This is a genomic window from Yokenella regensburgei (assembly GCF_003634235.1).
GTDB lineage: Bacteria > Pseudomonadota > Gammaproteobacteria > Enterobacterales > Enterobacteriaceae > Yokenella > Yokenella regensburgei.
In genome coordinates, this window is record NZ_RBIZ01000005.1 from 25,867 (window position 1) to 43,268 (window position 17,402).

Below are 17,402 nucleotides of genomic sequence, written 5' to 3' on the forward strand. Positions count from 1 at the left end.
TCCTTAGTCAAATTTCATGCGTGTGGCTTTCAGGTTCACAATCGCCAGAGCGCCAACCAGCAGGAAGATAATCGTGGCGATAGCCGCCGCGAGGCCGAAGTCTTGTCCGCCGCCGCCTTCGAAGGCGATACGGTAGGTGTAGCTCACCAGCAGGTCGGTATAGCCTGCCGGAGTGGTGGTGCCCAGACGGTCCGGCCCACCGTTGGTTAAGAGCTGGATCAGTACAAAGTTGTTAAAGTTAAACGCAAAACTGGCGATCATCAGCGGCGTTAACGGCTTAATCAGCAGCGGGAAGGTAATCTTAAAGAAATTCTGCATCGGGCCAGCGCCATCCATTGCCGACGCTTCGTATAAGTCGTCCGGAATCGCTTTTAAAAGCCCCATGCACAGGATCATCATGTACGGATAGCCGAGCCAGGTGTTGACGATGATGATCATCGTTCGGGCGGTGGTAGGGTCGCTGAACCAGGCTGGTTTAATGCCAAACAGCGCGCTCAGCATCATGTTTATCTCGCCAAAACTTTGGTTAAACAACCCCTTGAAGATAAGAATTGAGATAAACGACGGTACCGCGTAGGGCAGGATCAGCAGCACCCGGTAAATGGCTTTGCCCTTCAGGGATTCCCACTGCACCACGCAGGCCAGCACCATTCCAACCGCCACGGTCAGCACCACGGTTAATATGGAAAACACTACCGTCCAGACAAAAATGGCGAAAAACGGCTTCTGGATGCCCTCATCGGTAAACACGCGCATGAAGTTATCCCAGCCGATGGTGACGGTATATCCTGGGCTCAGTTTTTCCTCTCCGCCCACGGCCTGGTAATAGCCGATATCGTTATTCGGACGATACTTTACGCCGCTCTGATTATTGGTCAGCGTCCCGTCGCTTGCGAGGGTATACAGCGGTTGAGTACCGGAGAACTGACGCAGCGAGCTCATCACCACTTTGCTGTCATCCGGCAAAATCGCGGTCAGCTGGTTCAGGGCCTGACGGTTCTGGGTGATCACCCGCAGGTTGGCGCGTTCACTTTCCGGCAGGGAGGTTGTCTCTTTGAGCGTCAGCTTTTGAAAACCACCAAAGGCGAAAGGGCTGGAGAGATAGTGCTTCCCGCTTTCGCCGTCGGTCAGCGCCAGTTGCCATTCGCTACCTTCAGGGTAGAGCGCAAAGTTAAATGATTTTCCTGCCTGATAAGAGCGGTCTAACAGCACCTGCTGGGCGCGTTCGAAGGTAAGCTGGTTGGTACTGCTGTAGTTAGTGAACGCAATGGCGATGGTGCAGATAAGCGGGAACAGGACGAACAGCCCCATCCCGGCCATGCCTGGGTAGACGTAACGCCAGGCGTAGGCCTTACGGTTAGCAAAAATATAGAGGCCAGTTGAGCTTAAAATCAGCGTCATAATGGCGAACAGGTACTCCCCCTGGGCGTACATTAAAACGACAAGGTAACCCACCAGCAGGCACAACAGTCCGATAACGGACCATTTCAGCGTATCGCTTTGCCACCAGTGACTCTTTTTAACGACATCCATGGGGATCTTCCTCTACTGCGTTTGAGCTTTTCTCCCTCTCCCTGAGGGAGAGGGGATAAAAGTATTACTTGGTAATACGACCCTGCGCATCCTTCAGCGCGGCATCTACTGTCTGACGACCGCTGGCAGCGTTGATCACCGCAGTGCGAGTGGCATACCAGAAGGCCGCCATCTGCGGGATGTTCGGCATGATTTCACCTTTCTGGGCGTTATCCATGGTGGCCGCGATACGCGGATCCTTGGCTAACTTATCCTGGAAGGATTTCAGCGCGACGGCGCCGAGCGGTTTGTCCTTGTTCACATCTTCCAGACCCTGATCGGTCAGCAGGTAGTTTTCGAGGAACTCTTTCGCGAGCTCTTTGTTCGGGCTGGCGGCGTTAATACCCGCACTCAGCACGCCAACGAACGGTTTAGACGGCTTGCCCTTGAAGGTAGGCAGCAGCGTGACGCCGTAGTTGATTTTGCTCTTGTCGATGTTGGACCACGCCCACGGACCGTTGATGGTCATCGCGGTTTCGCCTTTGTTGAATGCGGCTTCCGCGATGGAATAGTCGGTATCGGCGTTCATGTGTTTGTTCTTGATGAGATCAACCAGGAAGGTCAGGCCAGCTTTCGCCCCGGCGTTGTCCACTCCTACGTCTTTCACATCGTATTTGCCGTTCTCAAACTTGAACGCATAACCACCGTCGGCGGCAATCAGCGGCCAGGTGAAGTACGGCTCCTGCAGGTTGAACATCAGGGCTGATTTGCCTTTCGCTTTCAGCGATTTATCCAGGGCTGGAATTTCTTCCCAGGTCTTCGGCGGGTTCGGAACCAGATCTTTGTTATAAATCAGCGACAGCGCTTCAACCGCGATCGGGTAAGCAATCAGTTTGCCGTTGTAACGTACCGCGTCCCAGGTGAACGGATAGAGTTTGTCCTGGAAAGCTTTATCCGGCGTTACTTCAGCGAGCAGGCCAGACTGCGCGTAGCCCCCGAAGCGGTCGTGTGCCCAGAAGATAATGTCCGGGCCGTCGCCGGTCGCCGCAACCTGCGGGAATTTCTCTTCCAGCTTGTCCGGGTGTTCAACCGTGACTTTAATACCGGTGTCTTTTTCGAATTTCTTACCCACTTCGGCGAGGCCGTTATAGCCTTTATCGCCGTTAATCCAGATAACCAGCTTTCCTTCTTCAATTTTGGCGAGGGCAGAGGCGGAAAACATCATCGTGGTTAATGCAGACAGCGCGAGGATGCGAGCGCCAGTTTTGATATTCATATATCCCGTCCTTTCTAGTATGTGCTCGTGGATACACTTCAGTGGCTTTTACGCTGCTTAGTTTCTTTATATGACATCCTCTTTCCATCCTCCCTGAAGCTACGCCCCTCCGCCGCGTTATGTGATCTGCATTGCATAAATAGCCGTTATGGGCGTTGGCGCACATAAAACCGCACCTGAATTTGCCGCTCCCATCACGAAAATCCCCCCTCCGCGCAACATCGGGTGGCAGAGCCCTCCGTCTCATCCTCCCGTCTCCTCCCCCATTAAAAACCCCGGGGGTGGAGGATTCACCCACGTTATCAATGCCGCATAGTCAGGCCATCTTGAGTATTTCCGTTAGTGACAGGTTGTAACGAAGGGAGAAGGGGATGGCGAGCGTACAGCTGCGAAATGTAACGAAAGCCTGGGGCGATGTGGTGGTGTCGAAAGACATTAACCTCGACATTCACGAAGGGGAGTTCGTGGTGTTTGTCGGGCCGTCAGGTTGTGGTAAGTCGACGCTGCTGCGCATGATTGCCGGGCTGGAGACGATTACCAGAGGGGATCTGCTGATTGGCGATATTCGCATGAACGACATTCCACCCGCCGAGCGCGGCGTTGGGATGGTGTTCCAGTCCTATGCGCTTTACCCGCATCTCTCCGTTGCCGAAAACATGTCCTTTGGCCTGAAGCTTGCCGGAGCCAAGAAAGAGGTTATCGCCCAACGCGTGAACCAGGTGGCGGAAGTGCTGCAACTGGCGCACCTGCTTGAGCGCAAGCCGAAGGCGTTATCCGGCGGCCAGCGCCAGCGCGTGGCAATTGGCCGTACGCTGGTGGCAGAGCCGCGCGTCTTCCTGCTCGATGAACCGCTTTCCAACCTCGATGCCGCGCTGCGCGTGCAGATGCGCATTGAGATCTCGCGCCTGCACAAACGCCTTGGCCGCACGATGATTTACGTCACCCACGATCAGGTAGAAGCCATGACGCTTGCCGACAAAATCGTGGTGCTGGACGCCGGCCGCGTCGCGCAAACCGGTAAACCGCTGGAGCTGTATCACTACCCGGCGGATCGCTTCGTCGCGGGCTTTATCGGCTCGCCAAAAATGAACTTCCTGCCGGTGAAAGTCACCGCCACCGCGATTGAACAGGTTCAGGTGGAACTGCCAAATCGCCAGCGCATCTGGCTGCCGGTGGAAAGCAACGGTGTACAAGTTGGCGCCAACATGTCGCTGGGTATTCGCCCGGAACATCTGCTGCCGAGCGATATCGCCGACGTCACTCTCGAAGGGGAAGTGCAGGTCGTCGAACAGCTGGGCCACGAAACGCAAATTCATATCCAGATCCCCGCCATTCGTCAGAACCTGGTCTACCGCCAGGCTGATGTGGTGTTGGTAGAAGAGGGAGCCACATTCGCCATTGGTTTGCCGCCAGAGCGCTGTCATCTGTTCCGTGAAGATGGCACAGCTTGTCGTCGGCTGCATCAAGAGCCTGGCGTTTAAATCCCATAAAAAACAAGAGAAAAGCAATGATCTCAGGAGATAGAATGATGATTACTCTGCGCAAACTTCCACTGGCAGTTGCCGTTGCGGCGGGCGTGTTGTCCGCCCAGGCGATGGCCGTTGATTTCCACGGGTATGCCCGTTCCGGTATCGGCTGGACAGGCAGCGGCGGCGAGCAGCAATGCTTCCAGGCGACCGGTGCCCAAAGTAAGTACCGTCTTGGTAACGAATGTGAAACCTACGCTGAGCTGAAACTGGGCCAGGAAGTGTGGAAAGAAGGTGATAAGAGCTTCTACTTCGATACCAACGTTGCATACTCCGTAGCACAGCAGAATGACTGGGAAGCGACTGACCCGGCATTCCGTGAAGCCAACGTGCAGGGTAAAAACCTGATCGACTGGCTGCCGGGCTCCACCATCTGGGCCGGTAAGCGTTTCTATCAGCGTCATGACGTCCACATGATCGACTTCTACTACTGGGATATCTCCGGCCCGGGCGCAGGTCTGGAAAACATCGACGTCGGCTTCGGTAAACTTTCTCTCGCAGCGACGCGTTCTTCTGAAGCAGGCGGTTCTTCTTCCTTCTCCAGCAACAGTATCTATGACTACACCAGCCGTACTGCCAACGACGTGTTCGACGTGCGTTTAGCGCAGATGGAAGTGAACCCGGGCGGTACTCTTGAGTTTGGTGTTGACTACGGTCGTGCCAACGAACGTGACAATTACTATCTGGTTGACGGTGCCTCTAAAGATGGCTGGATGCTTACTGCAGAACATACTCAGAGCATGCTGAAGGGCTACAACAAGTTTGTTATACAGTACGCGACCGATGCCATGACTTCGCAGGGTAAAGGTCAGGCACAGGGCTCTGGTGTTGGTATCGACAACGACAAATATGCCTACGCGATTAACAACAACGGCCACCTGCTGCGCGTTCTCGACCACGGTGCCATCTCCCTCGGCGACAGCTGGGATCTGATGTACGTCGGTATGTATCAGGACATCAGCTGGGACAACAACAACGGGACCCAATGGTGGACCGTCGGTGTGCGCCCGATGTACAAGTGGACGCCTATCATGAGCACCCTGCTGGAAGTGGGCTACGACAACGTGAAGTCGCAGAATACCGGCGACACCAACAACCAGTACAAAATTACCCTTGCACAGCAATGGCAGGCCGGTGACAGCATCTGGTCTCGTCCGGCGATTCGTCTGTTCGCTACCTACGCCAAGTGGGATGAGAAGTGGGGCTACGACTACAACGGTAACTCCGCGACCAACCCTAACTACGGCAAGGCGACCAGCAATGGCTTCAACGGTGGTTCCTTCGGCCGCGGTGACAGCGACGAGTGGACCTTCGGCGCCCAGATGGAAATCTGGTGGTAATGGCCCGTTAACCCCCTGTAATGACCTGATGAGGGGCGAAAGCCCCTCTGTCCTTCGGCCCAGCGCGCTATTGCCTGGCTACCGCTTGGCCATTGTCTGAGGTAATAACAATGAAAATGAAAAAAAGTCTCGTCGCACTGAGTCTCTGTGCGGGTCTGCTGGCAAGTGCCCCTGCGTTGACGTTTGCTGAGGTGAACATTGTTCCGCAGAACACCGCCGCTGCACCGGCGATCCCTGCAGATGCTCTGCAGAAACTGGTCTGGACCCCAGTTGATCAATCTAAAATTCAAAGCACCTCGCTTGCCGCCGGTGGTCAGCAGCTCAACGTACCGGGGATTTCTGGCCCGGTTGCGGCGTACAGCGTACCGGCAAATATCGGTGAGCTGTACCTGACGCTCACCAGCGAAGTAGATAAAAGAACCCAAGTGTTTGCACCGAACGTGCTGATTCTTGATCAGAACATGACGCCTTCGGCGTTCTTCCCGAGCAGTTATTTCACTTACCAGGAACCAGGCGTGATGAGCGCGGACCGTCTGGAAGGTGAAATGCGCCTGACGCCTGCGCTGGGTCAGCAGAAAATTTATGTTCTGGTGTTCACCACGCCGCAGGACCTGCAGAAGACCACCACGCTGCTGGATCCGGCGAAAGCCTATGCCAAAGGCACCGGTAATGCGATTCCGGATATTCCTGACCCGATTGCCCGCCACTTCACCGATGGCACCGTGAAACTGAAGGTGAAAACCTCGTCAGGCTCCAGCGTGCTGGTTGGCCCGTTGTTTGGCTCCTCAACGACTGGCCCGGTGACGGTAGGCAATACGGCAGCACCGGTTTATGCCGCGCCGGTTGCCGCCGCGCCAGCTCCGGCACCGGCGAAGAAAAGCGAGCCCGTGCTGACCGATACCGAAAGCTATTTCAATAACGCAATCAAACAAGCGGTTGCGAAGGGTGATGTTGATAAAGCGCTGAAGCTTCTGGACGAGGCAGAGCGCCTTGGATCCACCTCAGCGCGTTCCACCTTTATCAGCAGTGTAAAAGGCAAGGGGTGACCGTCTCCCCGCAGTGCTGATGTTTTAGGCTAAGCCTTTCGGAGCGCCCTTTCTGGGCGTTCCTTTTTTTGTGACCTGCCTCTGCTGTTGCATAGCTGTTGCGCCGATGATCGTATATTGACGTTTGAGCCCCCACGAAATTGGTTTTCTGCGATACAATGCCGATAAATCAGGTATTGGAGAAGTCAGGCATGACACATCCTGCGCTCACGCAGCTGCGTGCGCTGCGCTATTTTGACGCAATTCCCCCTCTGGAACCGGAGCAGCTCGACTGGCTGTTGCTGGAAGATTCCATGACTAAACGTTTTGAGCAGCAGGGCAAGCAGATAACGGTCACCATGATCCGTGAAGGCTTCGTCACGGGCGATGAGATAGCCGAAGAACGAAGTCTGTTACCCGAAGAACCGCGTTACTGGCTGCGCGAGATACTGCTGTGCGCTGACGGTGAGCCGTGGCTTGCCGGCCGTACCGTCGTGCCGGAGTCGACGCTGAGTGGCCCGGAGCTGGCATTGCAACAACTCGGGAAGACGCCGCTGGGGCGCTATCTGTTTACGTCCTCGCAGCTCACCCGTGACTTTATTGAAATTGGACGCCATGCAGACCTGTGGGGGCGTCGTTCCCGCCTTCGCCTGAGTGGAAAACCGCTGCTGCTGACAGAGCTGTTTTTGCCTGCATCGCCGTTGTATTAAGAGGTAGAAGAAATGGAGTGGAGTCTGACGCAGCATAAGTTGTTGGCGTATAACCGCCTGATGCGTACCGACAAACCGATAGGCACGCTGCTGCTGCTGTGGCCGACACTATGGGCGCTGTGGCTCGCCGAACCTGGAGTTCCTCCGCTGTGGATCCTGGCGGTGTTTGTGGCGGGCGTCTGGCTGATGCGCGCGGCGGGCTGCGTGGTGAATGACTACGCCGATCGAAAGTTCGACGGCCATGTGAAACGCACTGCCCATCGGCCATTGCCAAGCGGAGATGTCACCGAGAAAGAGGCGCGGGTGCTATTTGTGGCGCTGGTGCTGTGTTCATTCGTCCTGGTGTTGACGCTGAATACCATGACGATTTTGCTGTCGGTGGCAGGTCTGGCGCTCGCCTGGGTATACCCGTTCATGAAGCGCTATACCCATTTGCCACAGGTGGTGCTGGGGGCGGCATTTGGCTGGTCAATTCCCATGGCCTTTGCCGCAGTTAGTGAGCACTTACCATTAAGTTGCTGGTTAATGTTCCTCGCTAACATTCTGTGGGCGGTGGCGTACGACACCCAGTATGCAATGGTTGACCGCGACGACGACCTGAAAATCGGCATTAAATCGACCGCCATCCTGTTTGGGAAAAACGACAAACTGATTATCGGCATTTTGCAGGCCGGCGTGCTGGCGTTGATGGTGACAATTGGCTGGCTGAATCAGCTGAACTGGGAGTTTTACTGGGCGGTGGCGATTGCCGGGGCGCTGTTCGTTTATCAGCAGAAGCTGATTAAAGACCGCGAACGTGACGCCTGTTTTAAAGCGTTTATGAACAATAACTACGTTGGACTGGTGCTGTTTATCGGTCTGGCAATAAGCTTCCTTGGTTAATAAAAAGGCCCTCACAGAGGGCCTTTTTCATTTAAGCGTCCTGGCTTGCACTCTCAATCGTCAAGCGCACGTCGGAGGTAATTAACTCCGCCAGCATCTGATAGACCTTCATCGTTTCATTCGTGTCCGCATCACCGGTATCACTGATGAACCCTTCATCGCGTAGCGTCAGTACCAGAGTACTGAACACGGCTTTATCAAAGAACTCTGGTGCGTTGATCCCGTGCAGCACCGACAGACGCTGCGCCACGGTACGGCTCTCTTTCTCAAGCGTACTGCGGTTGATGGACGGGTTCGCGCTCAGCAGCCAGAAGGTGATGGCGTAACGCTGCAGCGTTTCACGTGCGCCCGCTGCCAGCAGTTGCAATGTACGGGAGTGTGAAGCGTTAATGCGCAGCTCACCCTCTTCCAGTGTGACCAGCTCCTGACGCTGCATTTCTGCGATCAGTGCATCGATAACACCCGCCAGCTCGTCTTTTTCCCAGCGCAGGAACAGCTCAGCCTTCAGCAGCGGGTAGAGCGTGTCGATGTGGCGCTGAACCTCGCTACGCGAGATGTGACGGTGCTGAGTGATAATTGCGGCCAGCAGCGACGGCATCATCAGCATGTGGGTGATGTTGTTGCGATAGTAGGTCATCAGCACCGCCTGCTCGCGCGGCAGAATGATGATATCGCCGATGGTATCCTTCTCGACTTCGAACTTGTTCATCTGCAACGCGTGATCGATAAGCGCGCTGGCAGACATTGACGGTACGGTCGAATCTGGTGAATACGGCACATTACGCATCAGCTCGAGATAGCACTCCAGCTGCTGGGTCAGTTGCTCACGGGTGAGCGAACGCTGGCGCGAGGCCAACAGCGCGGTACAGCACAGGTTCATGGCGTTTGCCGCACCGGCATTGTTGATGCGGACCATCAGGTCTGCTGCAATGTTGTTCACCGTCGGCGTCAGCCAGGCCGGACGTATCGCTTCGATAGGATCGATAGCTTCGCGCCAGGTCGGGACGTGCTGGTTCAGGTAGGTCGTGAGCGGCATCGGTTCGCCGAAGTTCACATAGCCCTGGCCCAGATTGCGTAACTTGCTAAGACCGCGCAGCATCTGCGGCAGGCTCTCTTTCTCTTTGGTCGCCCCGCGCAGCTCTTTGGCGTAAGTCCCCACTTCCATCACGTGCTCGTAGCCGATGTAAATCGGTACCAGGGTGATAGGACGGGTACCGCCGCGCAGCATCGCCTGAATGGTCATCGACAGGGTACCGGTTTTCGGATCCAGCAGACGACCAGTACGGGAACGACCGCCCTCCACAAAGTACTCAACAGAGTAGCCACGGCTGAACAGCTCACCCAGATACTCGCGAAATACGGTGGAATAGAGCTTGTTACCCTTGAAGGTACGACGAATAAAGAACGCGCCAAGGCGGCGGAACACCGGCCCTGCGGGCCAGAAGTTCAGGTTGATACCGGCAGCAATATGCGGCGGCACCAGACCCTGGTGATACAGCACGTAGGAAAGCAGCAGGTAGTCCATGTGGCTGCGGTGGCAGGGCACATACACAATCTCATGACCGTCGTGAGCCAACTGGCGAACGCGCTCGGCGTTGTGCACGTTAATGCCCTGGTACAGACGGTTCCAGGTAAAGCCGAGAATACGGTCAGTCAGGCGGATCATCTCGTAGGAGAAGTTGGCCGCAATCTCTTCCATCAGCGCAATAGCGTTCTGTTGCGCCTTCTCGTGGGAAATTTTCTTGCTGCGCGCTTCATCTTCAACGGCACGAGCGATAGCCTTTGAGGCCAGCAGCTTGTTGAACAGGTCCTGACGCGCCGGCAGACGCGGCCCAACCGCGGCCAGACGCTGACGAGCAAAGTGCATGCGTGCCACTCGCGCCAGTTTCTGAGCGATGGTTTTGTCGGTACCGTGCTCGGTTGCCATCCAGCGCAGCGACACCGACGGCGAGAAGCGCACAAAGCTGTCGCGGCCAAGCCAGGTGACGGCGAAGAACTTCTGAATGCCGTTCAGCATGCGCAGCGGCGGGTTCTCTTCCCCTTTCTCGCGCCCCGGGGAGCGACCGAACATCACCGATACCGGTACCATCTGCACGTCCAGATCGGGATTGCTGCGGTGCAGATCCAGATAGTCGTGGAACAGCTTGATGGACTCTTCTTTCGGGGTGTAATACGTGAAGACACGCGGGCCACCGTGAATGAAGACGTAGCGCGGCAGCAGCGTGCCGTCTATCTCCAGCGGTTCCAGCGGATCGGGTAAGTCGTGCGCCAGGCATTGGGCGCGCAAAGTCAGCAGGTCTGCCTTAGAGTTGTAGGGCAGCACGTACATAATCGGGCGTGACGTATCGAGCCCTAACTCCTGCGCAGGTTCTGCCGGAATAGACTTGCTTTTTACCAGGATGCTTAATGGTAAATTCAGTAATTTGTAGTAAATTCTTGGCCAGCCAGACATAAACGATGTAAAGCCTCTGGTTAATAATGCAATTGCGCGGCAAGAATACCAGAAAGCGTACAGAATTTCTGCGCGTGTGCCGTGCGTCTACACTGTGATTAACATATAAAATCGAAAAAGGTTCATTTAATGGCCAATGATACCACTGGGATAACCCGCATCATCAAAGCCGCTGGCTACTCCTGGAAAGGATTCCGCGCCGCCTGGCGTAACGAAGCCGCCTTCCGCCAGGAGGGGACCGTCGCGATTCTGGCCGTCATCATTGCCTGTTGGCTGGATGTCGATGCGATAACCCGCGTTCTGCTGATTGGCTCGGTCCTGTTGGTGATGATAGTGGAAATTCTCAACAGTGCGATCGAAGCGGTGGTCGACAGAATTGGCCCGGAGCACCACGAGCTCTCCGGTCGTGCGAAAGATATGGGCAGCGCCGCGGTGCTGCTGTCTATTTTTATCGCATTAATCACCTGGGGCACGCTGTTGTGGTCGCATTTTCGATAATGCTTCCAGAATTGATTAAGACACTTGTTTTTTGTGCTTTTTGTGGTTCCAAAATCGCCGTTAACTGTATATACTCACAGCATAACTGTATATACACCCAGGGGGCGGGATGAAAGCGTTAACGACCAGGCAGCAAGAGGTGTTTGATCTCATTCGGGAACATATCGGCCAGACCGGTATGCCGCCAACACGTGCGGAGATCGCCAAGCAGCTGGGGTTCCGTTCCCCGAATGCGGCAGAAGAACACCTGAAAGCGCTGGCGCGTAAAGGCGCCATCGAAATTGTGTCTGGCGCGTCGCGCGGTATCCGCCTGCTGGTGGAAGAAGAAGAGGGTTTACCGTTAGTAGGCCGTGTTGCCGCCGGTGAACCGCTGCTGGCACAGCAGCACATTGAAGGTCACTATCAGGTTGACCCGGCCATGTTCAAACCGAGCGCGGATTTCCTGCTGCGCGTCAGCGGTATGTCGATGAAGGATATCGGTATTCTGGACGGCGACCTGCTGGCGGTGCATAAAACTCAGGATGTGCGTAACGGCCAGGTGGTCGTCGCGCGTATTGACGACGAAGTAACCGTAAAACGCCTTAAAAAGCAGGGTAACACCGTCGAACTGTTGCCGGAAAACACCGAGTTCACCCCGATTGTGGTCGATCTGCGTCAGCAGAGCTTCTCTATCGAAGGGTTGGCAGTAGGCGTAATCCGCAACGGTGAGTGGCTGTAACCCTTCCTTAACGACTGCGGTACAACGCTTGCCGCAGTCTGCTCCTCTCTTGATCTCTCTTCAGGCATTTTTCTATGCAGCTTTTCAACGCAGCCGATAAGGCGCTGTGGCGTCTGGCGTTGCCGATGATTTTCTCCAACATCACCGTACCGCTTTTGGGTCTGGTGGATACCGCTGTGATTGGTCATCTCGACAGCCCCGTGTATCTCGGCGGTGTGGCGGTAGGTGCTACGGCAACCAGCTTCCTGTTTATGCTGCTGCTCTTTTTGCGCATGAGTACGACCGGATTTACCGCCCAGGCGTTTGGGGCGAGAGATCCCCAGGCCCTGGCAAGGGCACTGGTTCAGCCGCTGCTGCTGGCGTTAGGCGCCGGAGTGCTGATAGTCCTGCTGCGGGAGCCCATTATCAATCTGGCGCTGCAGGTGGTTGGTGGCAGTGAGGCTGTGCTGGAGCAGGCGCGGCGCTTCCTGGAGATTCGCTGGCTTAGCGCTCCGGCGTCGCTGGCAAACCTGGTGCTGCTGGGCTGGCTGCTTGGCGTGCAGTATGCCCGTGCGCCGGTCATCCTGCTGGTAGTCGGCAATATTCTTAATATCACCCTCGACCTCTGGCTGGTTATGGGACTGCATATGGATGTGCAGGGCGCGGCGCTGGCGACGGCTATCGCTGAATACGCGACCTTTTTCATCGGCCTGCTGATGGTGCGGCGGGTGCTGCGGCTGCGCGGCATCACCCGAGAGATGCTGAAAAACGCCTGGCGGGGTAACCTCCGGCGGCTGCTGGCGCTTAACCGGGACATCATGCTGCGTTCGCTGTTGCTACAGCTGTGTTTTGGTGCGATCACCGTTTTAGGTGCGCGACTTGGCGGCGACGTTGTGGCGGTGAACGCGGTGCTGATGACGATGCTCACCTTTACCGCCTATGCCCTGGATGGTTTTGCCTATGCCGTGGAGGCGCATTCCGGGCAGGCATACGGCGCGCAGGATGGCAGCAAATTGCGCCACGTCTGGCACGCGGCATGTCGGCAGTCGGGCCTCGTGGCGCTGGCTTTTGCGCTGGTTTATCTGCTGGCTGGAAAAGGGATCATCGCACTTCTGACTTCGCTCCCCGAGCTGCAGCAACTGGCAGATCGCTATGTTATCTGGCAGGTGGTGTTACCGCTTATCGGCGTCTGGTGCTATCTGCTCGACGGTATGTTCATCGGAGCGACGCGCGGCGCTGAAATGCGTAACAGCATGGCGGTTGCAGCGGCAGGTTTCGCCCTGACCTTACTGACGGTACCGCTGCTGGGGAATCACGGATTGTGGCTGTCGTTGGCGGTGTTTCTGGCGTTGCGCGGTTTGTCGCTTGCATGGATCTGGCGTCGACACTGGCAGCGTGGGACCTGGTTTGCGTGATGCAGAAAGGGCGGTCATTGACCGCCTTTTTTGTTAACGGGGCTTTTTCTTCACCTGAATAGAGTGGTCATGACCACAATCATCAGGATGGCGGCAGGCTTCCACTTCCACGCAGGCAGAGCACAGGCCATGGGCTTCAATCACGTTGTGGCGCAGGGCAAAACCCATTCTCGCCGCCAGCGTATGCATGATGTCCTCAACCCCTTCAGCGCTCTCTTCTTTCACCACGCCACAGCGATCGCAGATAAACATCGCGGAAGTATGCGTAGGCTTATCGAACATGTGGCACAGCACGTAGCTGTTAGTGGACTCCACTTTATGCACAAACCCCTGCTCAAGCAGAAACTCGAGGGCGCGATAGACAGTAGGGGGTTTGGCCTGCGGCTCGGCTTCCCGTAGCAGGTCTAGCAGGTCATAAGCGCTGATAGCACCCGGCTGCAGGCTCATCAGGCGTAATACCTCAAGGCGCTGCGGAGTCAGGCGCACACCGCGTTGCGCACACATTTTTTCGGCGTGTGCTAACAGCTTTTGCGAAGTTGTCTTATCCATGAGCATCCTCAGGGTGCGAAATGTATTTCGTTACTTTATCACATTAAGTCTAAAACACCGAGATCCCGGCGGGTGTGCTATACCTGATGCATCTCACGTTCAGGATAAAAGATAATGAAAAGACCAGATTGCATTCGCCACTGGCGTGAAGTGGAAGGTCCGGATGACTCGACTTATTCCGGTAGCAAGGAGCTGTTTTCGATTGGTGCGCCGCTGGCGCGTCGTTTAGGGCTCACTCGTATGGGTATTCACCACGAGCGTCTGCCGCCTGGCCGCAGGACCTCTTATCCACACGCAGAAAGCGATGAGGAGGAGTTTATCTATGTGCTGGAGGGGCATCCGCATGTATGGATCAACGGTTATCTCTGGCCGCTGTCGCCCGGTGATAGCGTAGGTTTCCCGGCAGGAACCGGGGTGTGTCATACCTTCATTAATGACTCGGAAGAGGACGTCTGTTTATTAGTGGTCGGGGAGGCAAATAAGAAACATAACCGGATTTACTACCCGTTAAACCCGGATTACGCCGCAACCCGGGAGGATCGATGGGTGGATCACCCGCCGCAATTTTTTGGCCCACATAACGGCAAACCTTCCGCAAAATAGCATCCTTGACTATAAATATTGAGGGCCATCACAAACTATAACCAAATCAGTGATGGCCACTGCAATTGAACTCTGGGTTTAGACGCTTTTTCCATCGTTATTCACAGCAATAGTTCACCCCTTTCCAGGAGATAACAGAAAGGGATAAACACTTAACTGCAAATAACGAGAGTATTGTGAAATATAACGTCAAATATTCAGCATTATCGCTGGCAGTTTCACTTTTTATGGCAAATCAGGCGGTAGCGGCAAATACGTGGTCGGAAGCGCGCGGTGACGCAATGGGGGGAACGGGGGTGGCTTCCGCGAGCTACGGTAGCGCCATTTTCATCAACCCCGCGCTACTGGCAAAAGCGAAATCCTCTGATGGTATTGCGGTTGTCGCTCCGGCGCTTGGTGCGCAGATAAGCGATAAAGACAATCTGCGCGATCAAATCGACGACATCAGCGATGATGTCGATAACTATCGTAACTCTCTCAAGAATATTAATATCTTCGATCTGTTCCGTCCTGGCTCTCCGGGATACAAGCAGGTCTCTTCTGCGGCGGGCGATCTCGCCGACCAGCTCGATTCCCTGAAAGGTAAAACTGCCAATGGCAAGGCGGCAGGCGGCATTGCGGTGAGCCTGCCGAGTGATGCACTTTCGGTGGCGTTTATGGCGAAAGCATACGCCAATGCCCGGGTGAGTTCGTACATCGATCAGGGTGATATCGACCTGCTGCGGAGTATCCAGTCTGTGCCTGCCCGTGCGTTGACGGTGGATCCCAACTCGCTACAGTCGAAAGGGTTTGGCCGGGCGGCTATCGTATCGGACTACGGGGTAGCCATTGCGCGCCAGTTTGATATTGGCGGCGTTCCAGTGTCGCTCGGCGTTACGCCGAAGCTGCAGCAAACATGGCTCTACAACTACACCGTCTCGATTTACAACTATCACAGCGGCGATCTCAACAACAGTCGTTACCGCAACAGTGATACCGGTTTTAACGTCGATGCCGGGATGGCGGCCGATTTTGGTGAAAGCTGGACGGTGGGTCTGAGCGGGCAGAACCTGATGTCCCGCGACATTGATACCAAAGAGGTTGATGGCGTGCGTGACACCTACCAGATCCGCCCGCTGGTGACGGCAGGCGTCGCCTGGCACAACGAGTTGCTGACCCTGACCGCAGATGGCGATCTGACGGAAACGAAGGGTTTCAAAAGCGAAGATAACTCCCAGTACGTGGGCGTGGGCGCTGAAGTGAAGCCGCTGCAGTGGCTGGCGCTGCGCGCCGGTTATCGCGCGGATGTGAAAAACAACGACAGCAACGTGTTCACCGCCGGTGTTGGCTTCGCGCCGCTGAATACGGTTCACGTCGACCTGATGGGTCTTTACGGTGAGGATGAAACCTGGGGGGCAGGGGCACAGCTCAGCCTGACCTTCTGAGGACGCGCGGAGGTTCACGCCTCCGCGCTGTCTTTGTGCTATAGTAGCGCCCCTTTTTACCCGGATGCTTAAATATTCGCCATGCTGCAAGAAACGCCGACACCTGTTTTCCCTGCTCACCGCTTCTCTATTGCGCCCATGCTCGACTGGACGGACAGACACTGCCGCTATTTTCTGCGCCTGCTGTCGCGCCAGACACTGCTGTATACAGAGATGGTGACCACCGGCGCCATTATTCACGGTAAGGGCGACTATCTGGCATATAGCGAAGAAGAGCATCCGCTGGCCCTGCAGCTGGGTGGCAGCGACCCGGCGGCGCTGGCCCACTGCGCAAAGCTTGCCGAAGCGCGCGGCTACGACGAGATTAACCTCAACGTTGGCTGTCCGTCCGATCGCGTGCAGAACGGCATGTTTGGTGCCTGTCTGATGGGCAACGCGCAGCTGGTGGCCGACTGCGTGAAAGCGATGCGTGATGTGGTGTCGATTCCGGTGACCGTGAAAACCCGTATCGGTATCGACGACCAGGACAGCTATGAATTCCTCTGCGATTTTATCAATACCGTTTCCGGACACGGCGAGTGCGAGATGTTCATCATCCACGCCCGCAAAGCGTGGCTCTCAGGCCTCAGCCCGAAAGAGAACCGTGAGATCCCACCGCTTGACTACCCGCGCGTGTATCAGCTGAAGCGTGATTTCCCACACCTGACCATGGCAATTAACGGTGGCATTAAGTCACTCGAAGAGGCAAAAATACATCTTCAGCATATGGACGGTGTAATGGTAGGGCGCGAAGCCTACCAGAACCCGGGGATCCTGACGGCGGTTGACCGTGAGATTTTTGCTGGCAGTGCCGCAGATCCTGACCCGGTTGCGGTGGTGCGGGCAATGTACCCATACATTGAGCGTGAGCTCAGCAACGGCACGTATCTGGGCCACATGACTCGCCATATGCTTGGCCTGTTCCAGGGCATTCCGGGCGCGCGTCAGTGGCGTCGTTACCTGAGTGAGAACGCCCACAAAGCTGGAGCGGATGTTGAAGTTCTGGAAAAAGCGCTGCAGCTGGTAGCGAATAAACGTTAATTTTTCACTACTATTTCGTCAAATTCACCACGCCCTGACATTGAGTTCAGGGCGTTTTTGTTATAATTCAATGTGTTAATTTTGGCATGCTTTTTGTAATAACTCAGGTAGTGATGTTTTTACGAATTGAGGGAAGAAACCATGCTGGAACTGTTATTTATCATTGGATTTTTCGTCATGTTGCTGGTGACGGGGATATCGCTGCTGGGGATCCTGGCGGCGGTGATCGTAGCGACTGCGCTGATGTTTGTTGGTGGGCTGTTCGCGCTGGTGGTGAAGCTGCTACCGTGGCTGCTGCTGGCGATTGCGGTGGTGTGGATTATTCGTGCACTGAAAGCGCCAAAGGTGGAACGTTATCGTCGCGACGACCGCTGGCGTTACTAAAAGTGTCAGGGATCACAACCTGAAAAATT

16 protein-coding genes are annotated in these 17,402 nt (G+C 55.6%); 12 read left to right on the forward strand and 4 right to left on the reverse strand.

Annotation, left to right across the window (positions count from 1 at the left end; all coding sequences use genetic code 11):
• Window positions 1-3: 3 nt before the first annotated feature.
• Entirely contained in the window at window positions 4-1,533 is a 1,530-nt protein-coding gene (gene malF, locus C7387_RS15165) for a maltose ABC transporter permease MalF (RefSeq protein ID WP_120816997.1), read from the reverse strand.
• 64 nt (window positions 1,534-1,597) lie between these two features.
• The gene (gene malE, locus C7387_RS15170) at window positions 1,598-2,788 is read right to left on the reverse strand and encodes a maltose/maltodextrin ABC transporter substrate-binding protein MalE (protein WP_006816672.1); all 1,191 of its coding nucleotides are present in this window, start codon (window positions 2,786-2,788) and stop codon (window positions 1,598-1,600) included.
• A 371-nt stretch (window positions 2,789-3,159) separates the two neighbouring features.
• Between malE and malK the strand changes: the two genes are divergently transcribed.
• The 5 genes from malK (at window position 3,160) to ubiA (ending at window position 8,271) form a co-directional block, all read left to right on the forward strand.
• Complete coding sequence (gene malK / locus C7387_RS15175) at window positions 3,160-4,269, forward strand: maltose/maltodextrin ABC transporter ATP-binding protein MalK (RefSeq protein WP_120816998.1); 1,110 nt, start codon at window positions 3,160-3,162, stop codon at window positions 4,267-4,269.
• Between the two features lie 44 nt (window positions 4,270-4,313).
• Window positions 4,314-5,654, forward strand: a complete 1,341-nt coding sequence (locus C7387_RS15180; protein ID WP_120816999.1) for a maltoporin — start codon at window positions 4,314-4,316, stop codon at window positions 5,652-5,654.
• 110 nt (window positions 5,655-5,764) lie between these two features.
• Window positions 5,765-6,700: a maltose operon protein MalM gene (malM, locus tag C7387_RS15185; RefSeq protein ID WP_120817000.1), complete on the forward strand. Its 936-nt coding sequence runs from the start codon at window positions 5,765-5,767 to the stop codon at window positions 6,698-6,700.
• A 191-nt stretch (window positions 6,701-6,891) separates the two neighbouring features.
• Entirely contained in the window at window positions 6,892-7,389 is a 498-nt protein-coding gene (ubiC, locus tag C7387_RS15190) for a chorismate lyase (protein WP_120817001.1), read from the forward strand.
• A 12-nt stretch (window positions 7,390-7,401) separates the two neighbouring features.
• Window positions 7,402-8,271: a 4-hydroxybenzoate octaprenyltransferase gene (gene ubiA, locus C7387_RS15195; protein WP_038252821.1), complete on the forward strand. Its 870-nt coding sequence runs from the start codon at window positions 7,402-7,404 to the stop codon at window positions 8,269-8,271.
• A gap of 31 nt (window positions 8,272-8,302) precedes the next feature.
• On the opposite strand, the gene plsB is transcribed toward ubiA, so the two are convergent.
• The gene (plsB, locus tag C7387_RS15200) at window positions 8,303-10,723 is read right to left on the reverse strand and encodes a glycerol-3-phosphate 1-O-acyltransferase PlsB (RefSeq protein ID WP_006816679.1); all 2,421 of its coding nucleotides are present in this window, start codon (window positions 10,721-10,723) and stop codon (window positions 8,303-8,305) included.
• 129 nt (window positions 10,724-10,852) lie between these two features.
• On the opposite strand from plsB, the gene C7387_RS15205 reads away from it, so the two are divergent.
• The 3 genes from C7387_RS15205 to dinF all read left to right on the forward strand — a co-directional run bounded on the left by C7387_RS15205 (window position 10,853) and on the right by dinF (window position 13,333).
• Window positions 10,853-11,221 carry a diacylglycerol kinase gene (locus C7387_RS15205; RefSeq protein ID WP_006816680.1) on the forward strand — a complete coding sequence of 123 codons (369 nt, stop codon included), beginning with the start codon at window positions 10,853-10,855 and terminating at the stop codon, window positions 11,219-11,221.
• Between the two features lie 109 nt (window positions 11,222-11,330).
• On the forward strand, window positions 11,331-11,939 hold the full coding sequence (lexA, locus tag C7387_RS15210; protein ID WP_006816681.1) for a transcriptional repressor LexA: 609 nt from the start codon (window positions 11,331-11,333) through the stop codon (window positions 11,937-11,939).
• 74 nt (window positions 11,940-12,013) lie between these two features.
• Window positions 12,014-13,333 carry an MATE family efflux transporter DinF gene (gene dinF / locus C7387_RS15215; protein WP_120817002.1) on the forward strand — a complete coding sequence of 440 codons (1,320 nt, stop codon included), beginning with the start codon at window positions 12,014-12,016 and terminating at the stop codon, window positions 13,331-13,333.
• A 33-nt stretch (window positions 13,334-13,366) separates the two neighbouring features.
• Here the strand turns inward: dinF and zur are convergent, their stop codons facing one another.
• On the reverse strand, window positions 13,367-13,882 hold the full coding sequence (zur, locus tag C7387_RS15220; RefSeq protein WP_038252817.1) for a zinc uptake transcriptional repressor Zur: 516 nt from the start codon (window positions 13,880-13,882) through the stop codon (window positions 13,367-13,369).
• Between the two features lie 114 nt (window positions 13,883-13,996).
• On the opposite strand from zur, the gene C7387_RS15225 reads away from it, so the two are divergent.
• From C7387_RS15225 to pspG, 4 genes are all read left to right on the forward strand, one after another.
• Complete coding sequence (locus C7387_RS15225) at window positions 13,997-14,485, forward strand: cupin domain-containing protein (RefSeq protein WP_038252815.1); 489 nt, start codon at window positions 13,997-13,999, stop codon at window positions 14,483-14,485.
• Window positions 14,486-14,712: 227 nt separating this feature from the next.
• Window positions 14,713-15,909, forward strand: a complete 1,197-nt coding sequence (locus C7387_RS15230; RefSeq protein WP_374256158.1) for a conjugal transfer protein TraF — start codon at window positions 14,713-14,715, stop codon at window positions 15,907-15,909.
• Between the two features lie 81 nt (window positions 15,910-15,990).
• Window positions 15,991-16,989, forward strand: a complete 999-nt coding sequence (gene dusA, locus C7387_RS15235) for a tRNA dihydrouridine(20/20a) synthase DusA (RefSeq protein ID WP_120817004.1) — start codon at window positions 15,991-15,993, stop codon at window positions 16,987-16,989.
• Between the two features lie 141 nt (window positions 16,990-17,130).
• On the forward strand, window positions 17,131-17,373 hold the full coding sequence (gene pspG, locus C7387_RS15240) for an envelope stress response protein PspG (RefSeq protein WP_006816687.1): 243 nt from the start codon (window positions 17,131-17,133) through the stop codon (window positions 17,371-17,373).
• The last annotated feature ends 29 nt before the right edge of the window (window positions 17,374-17,402 follow it).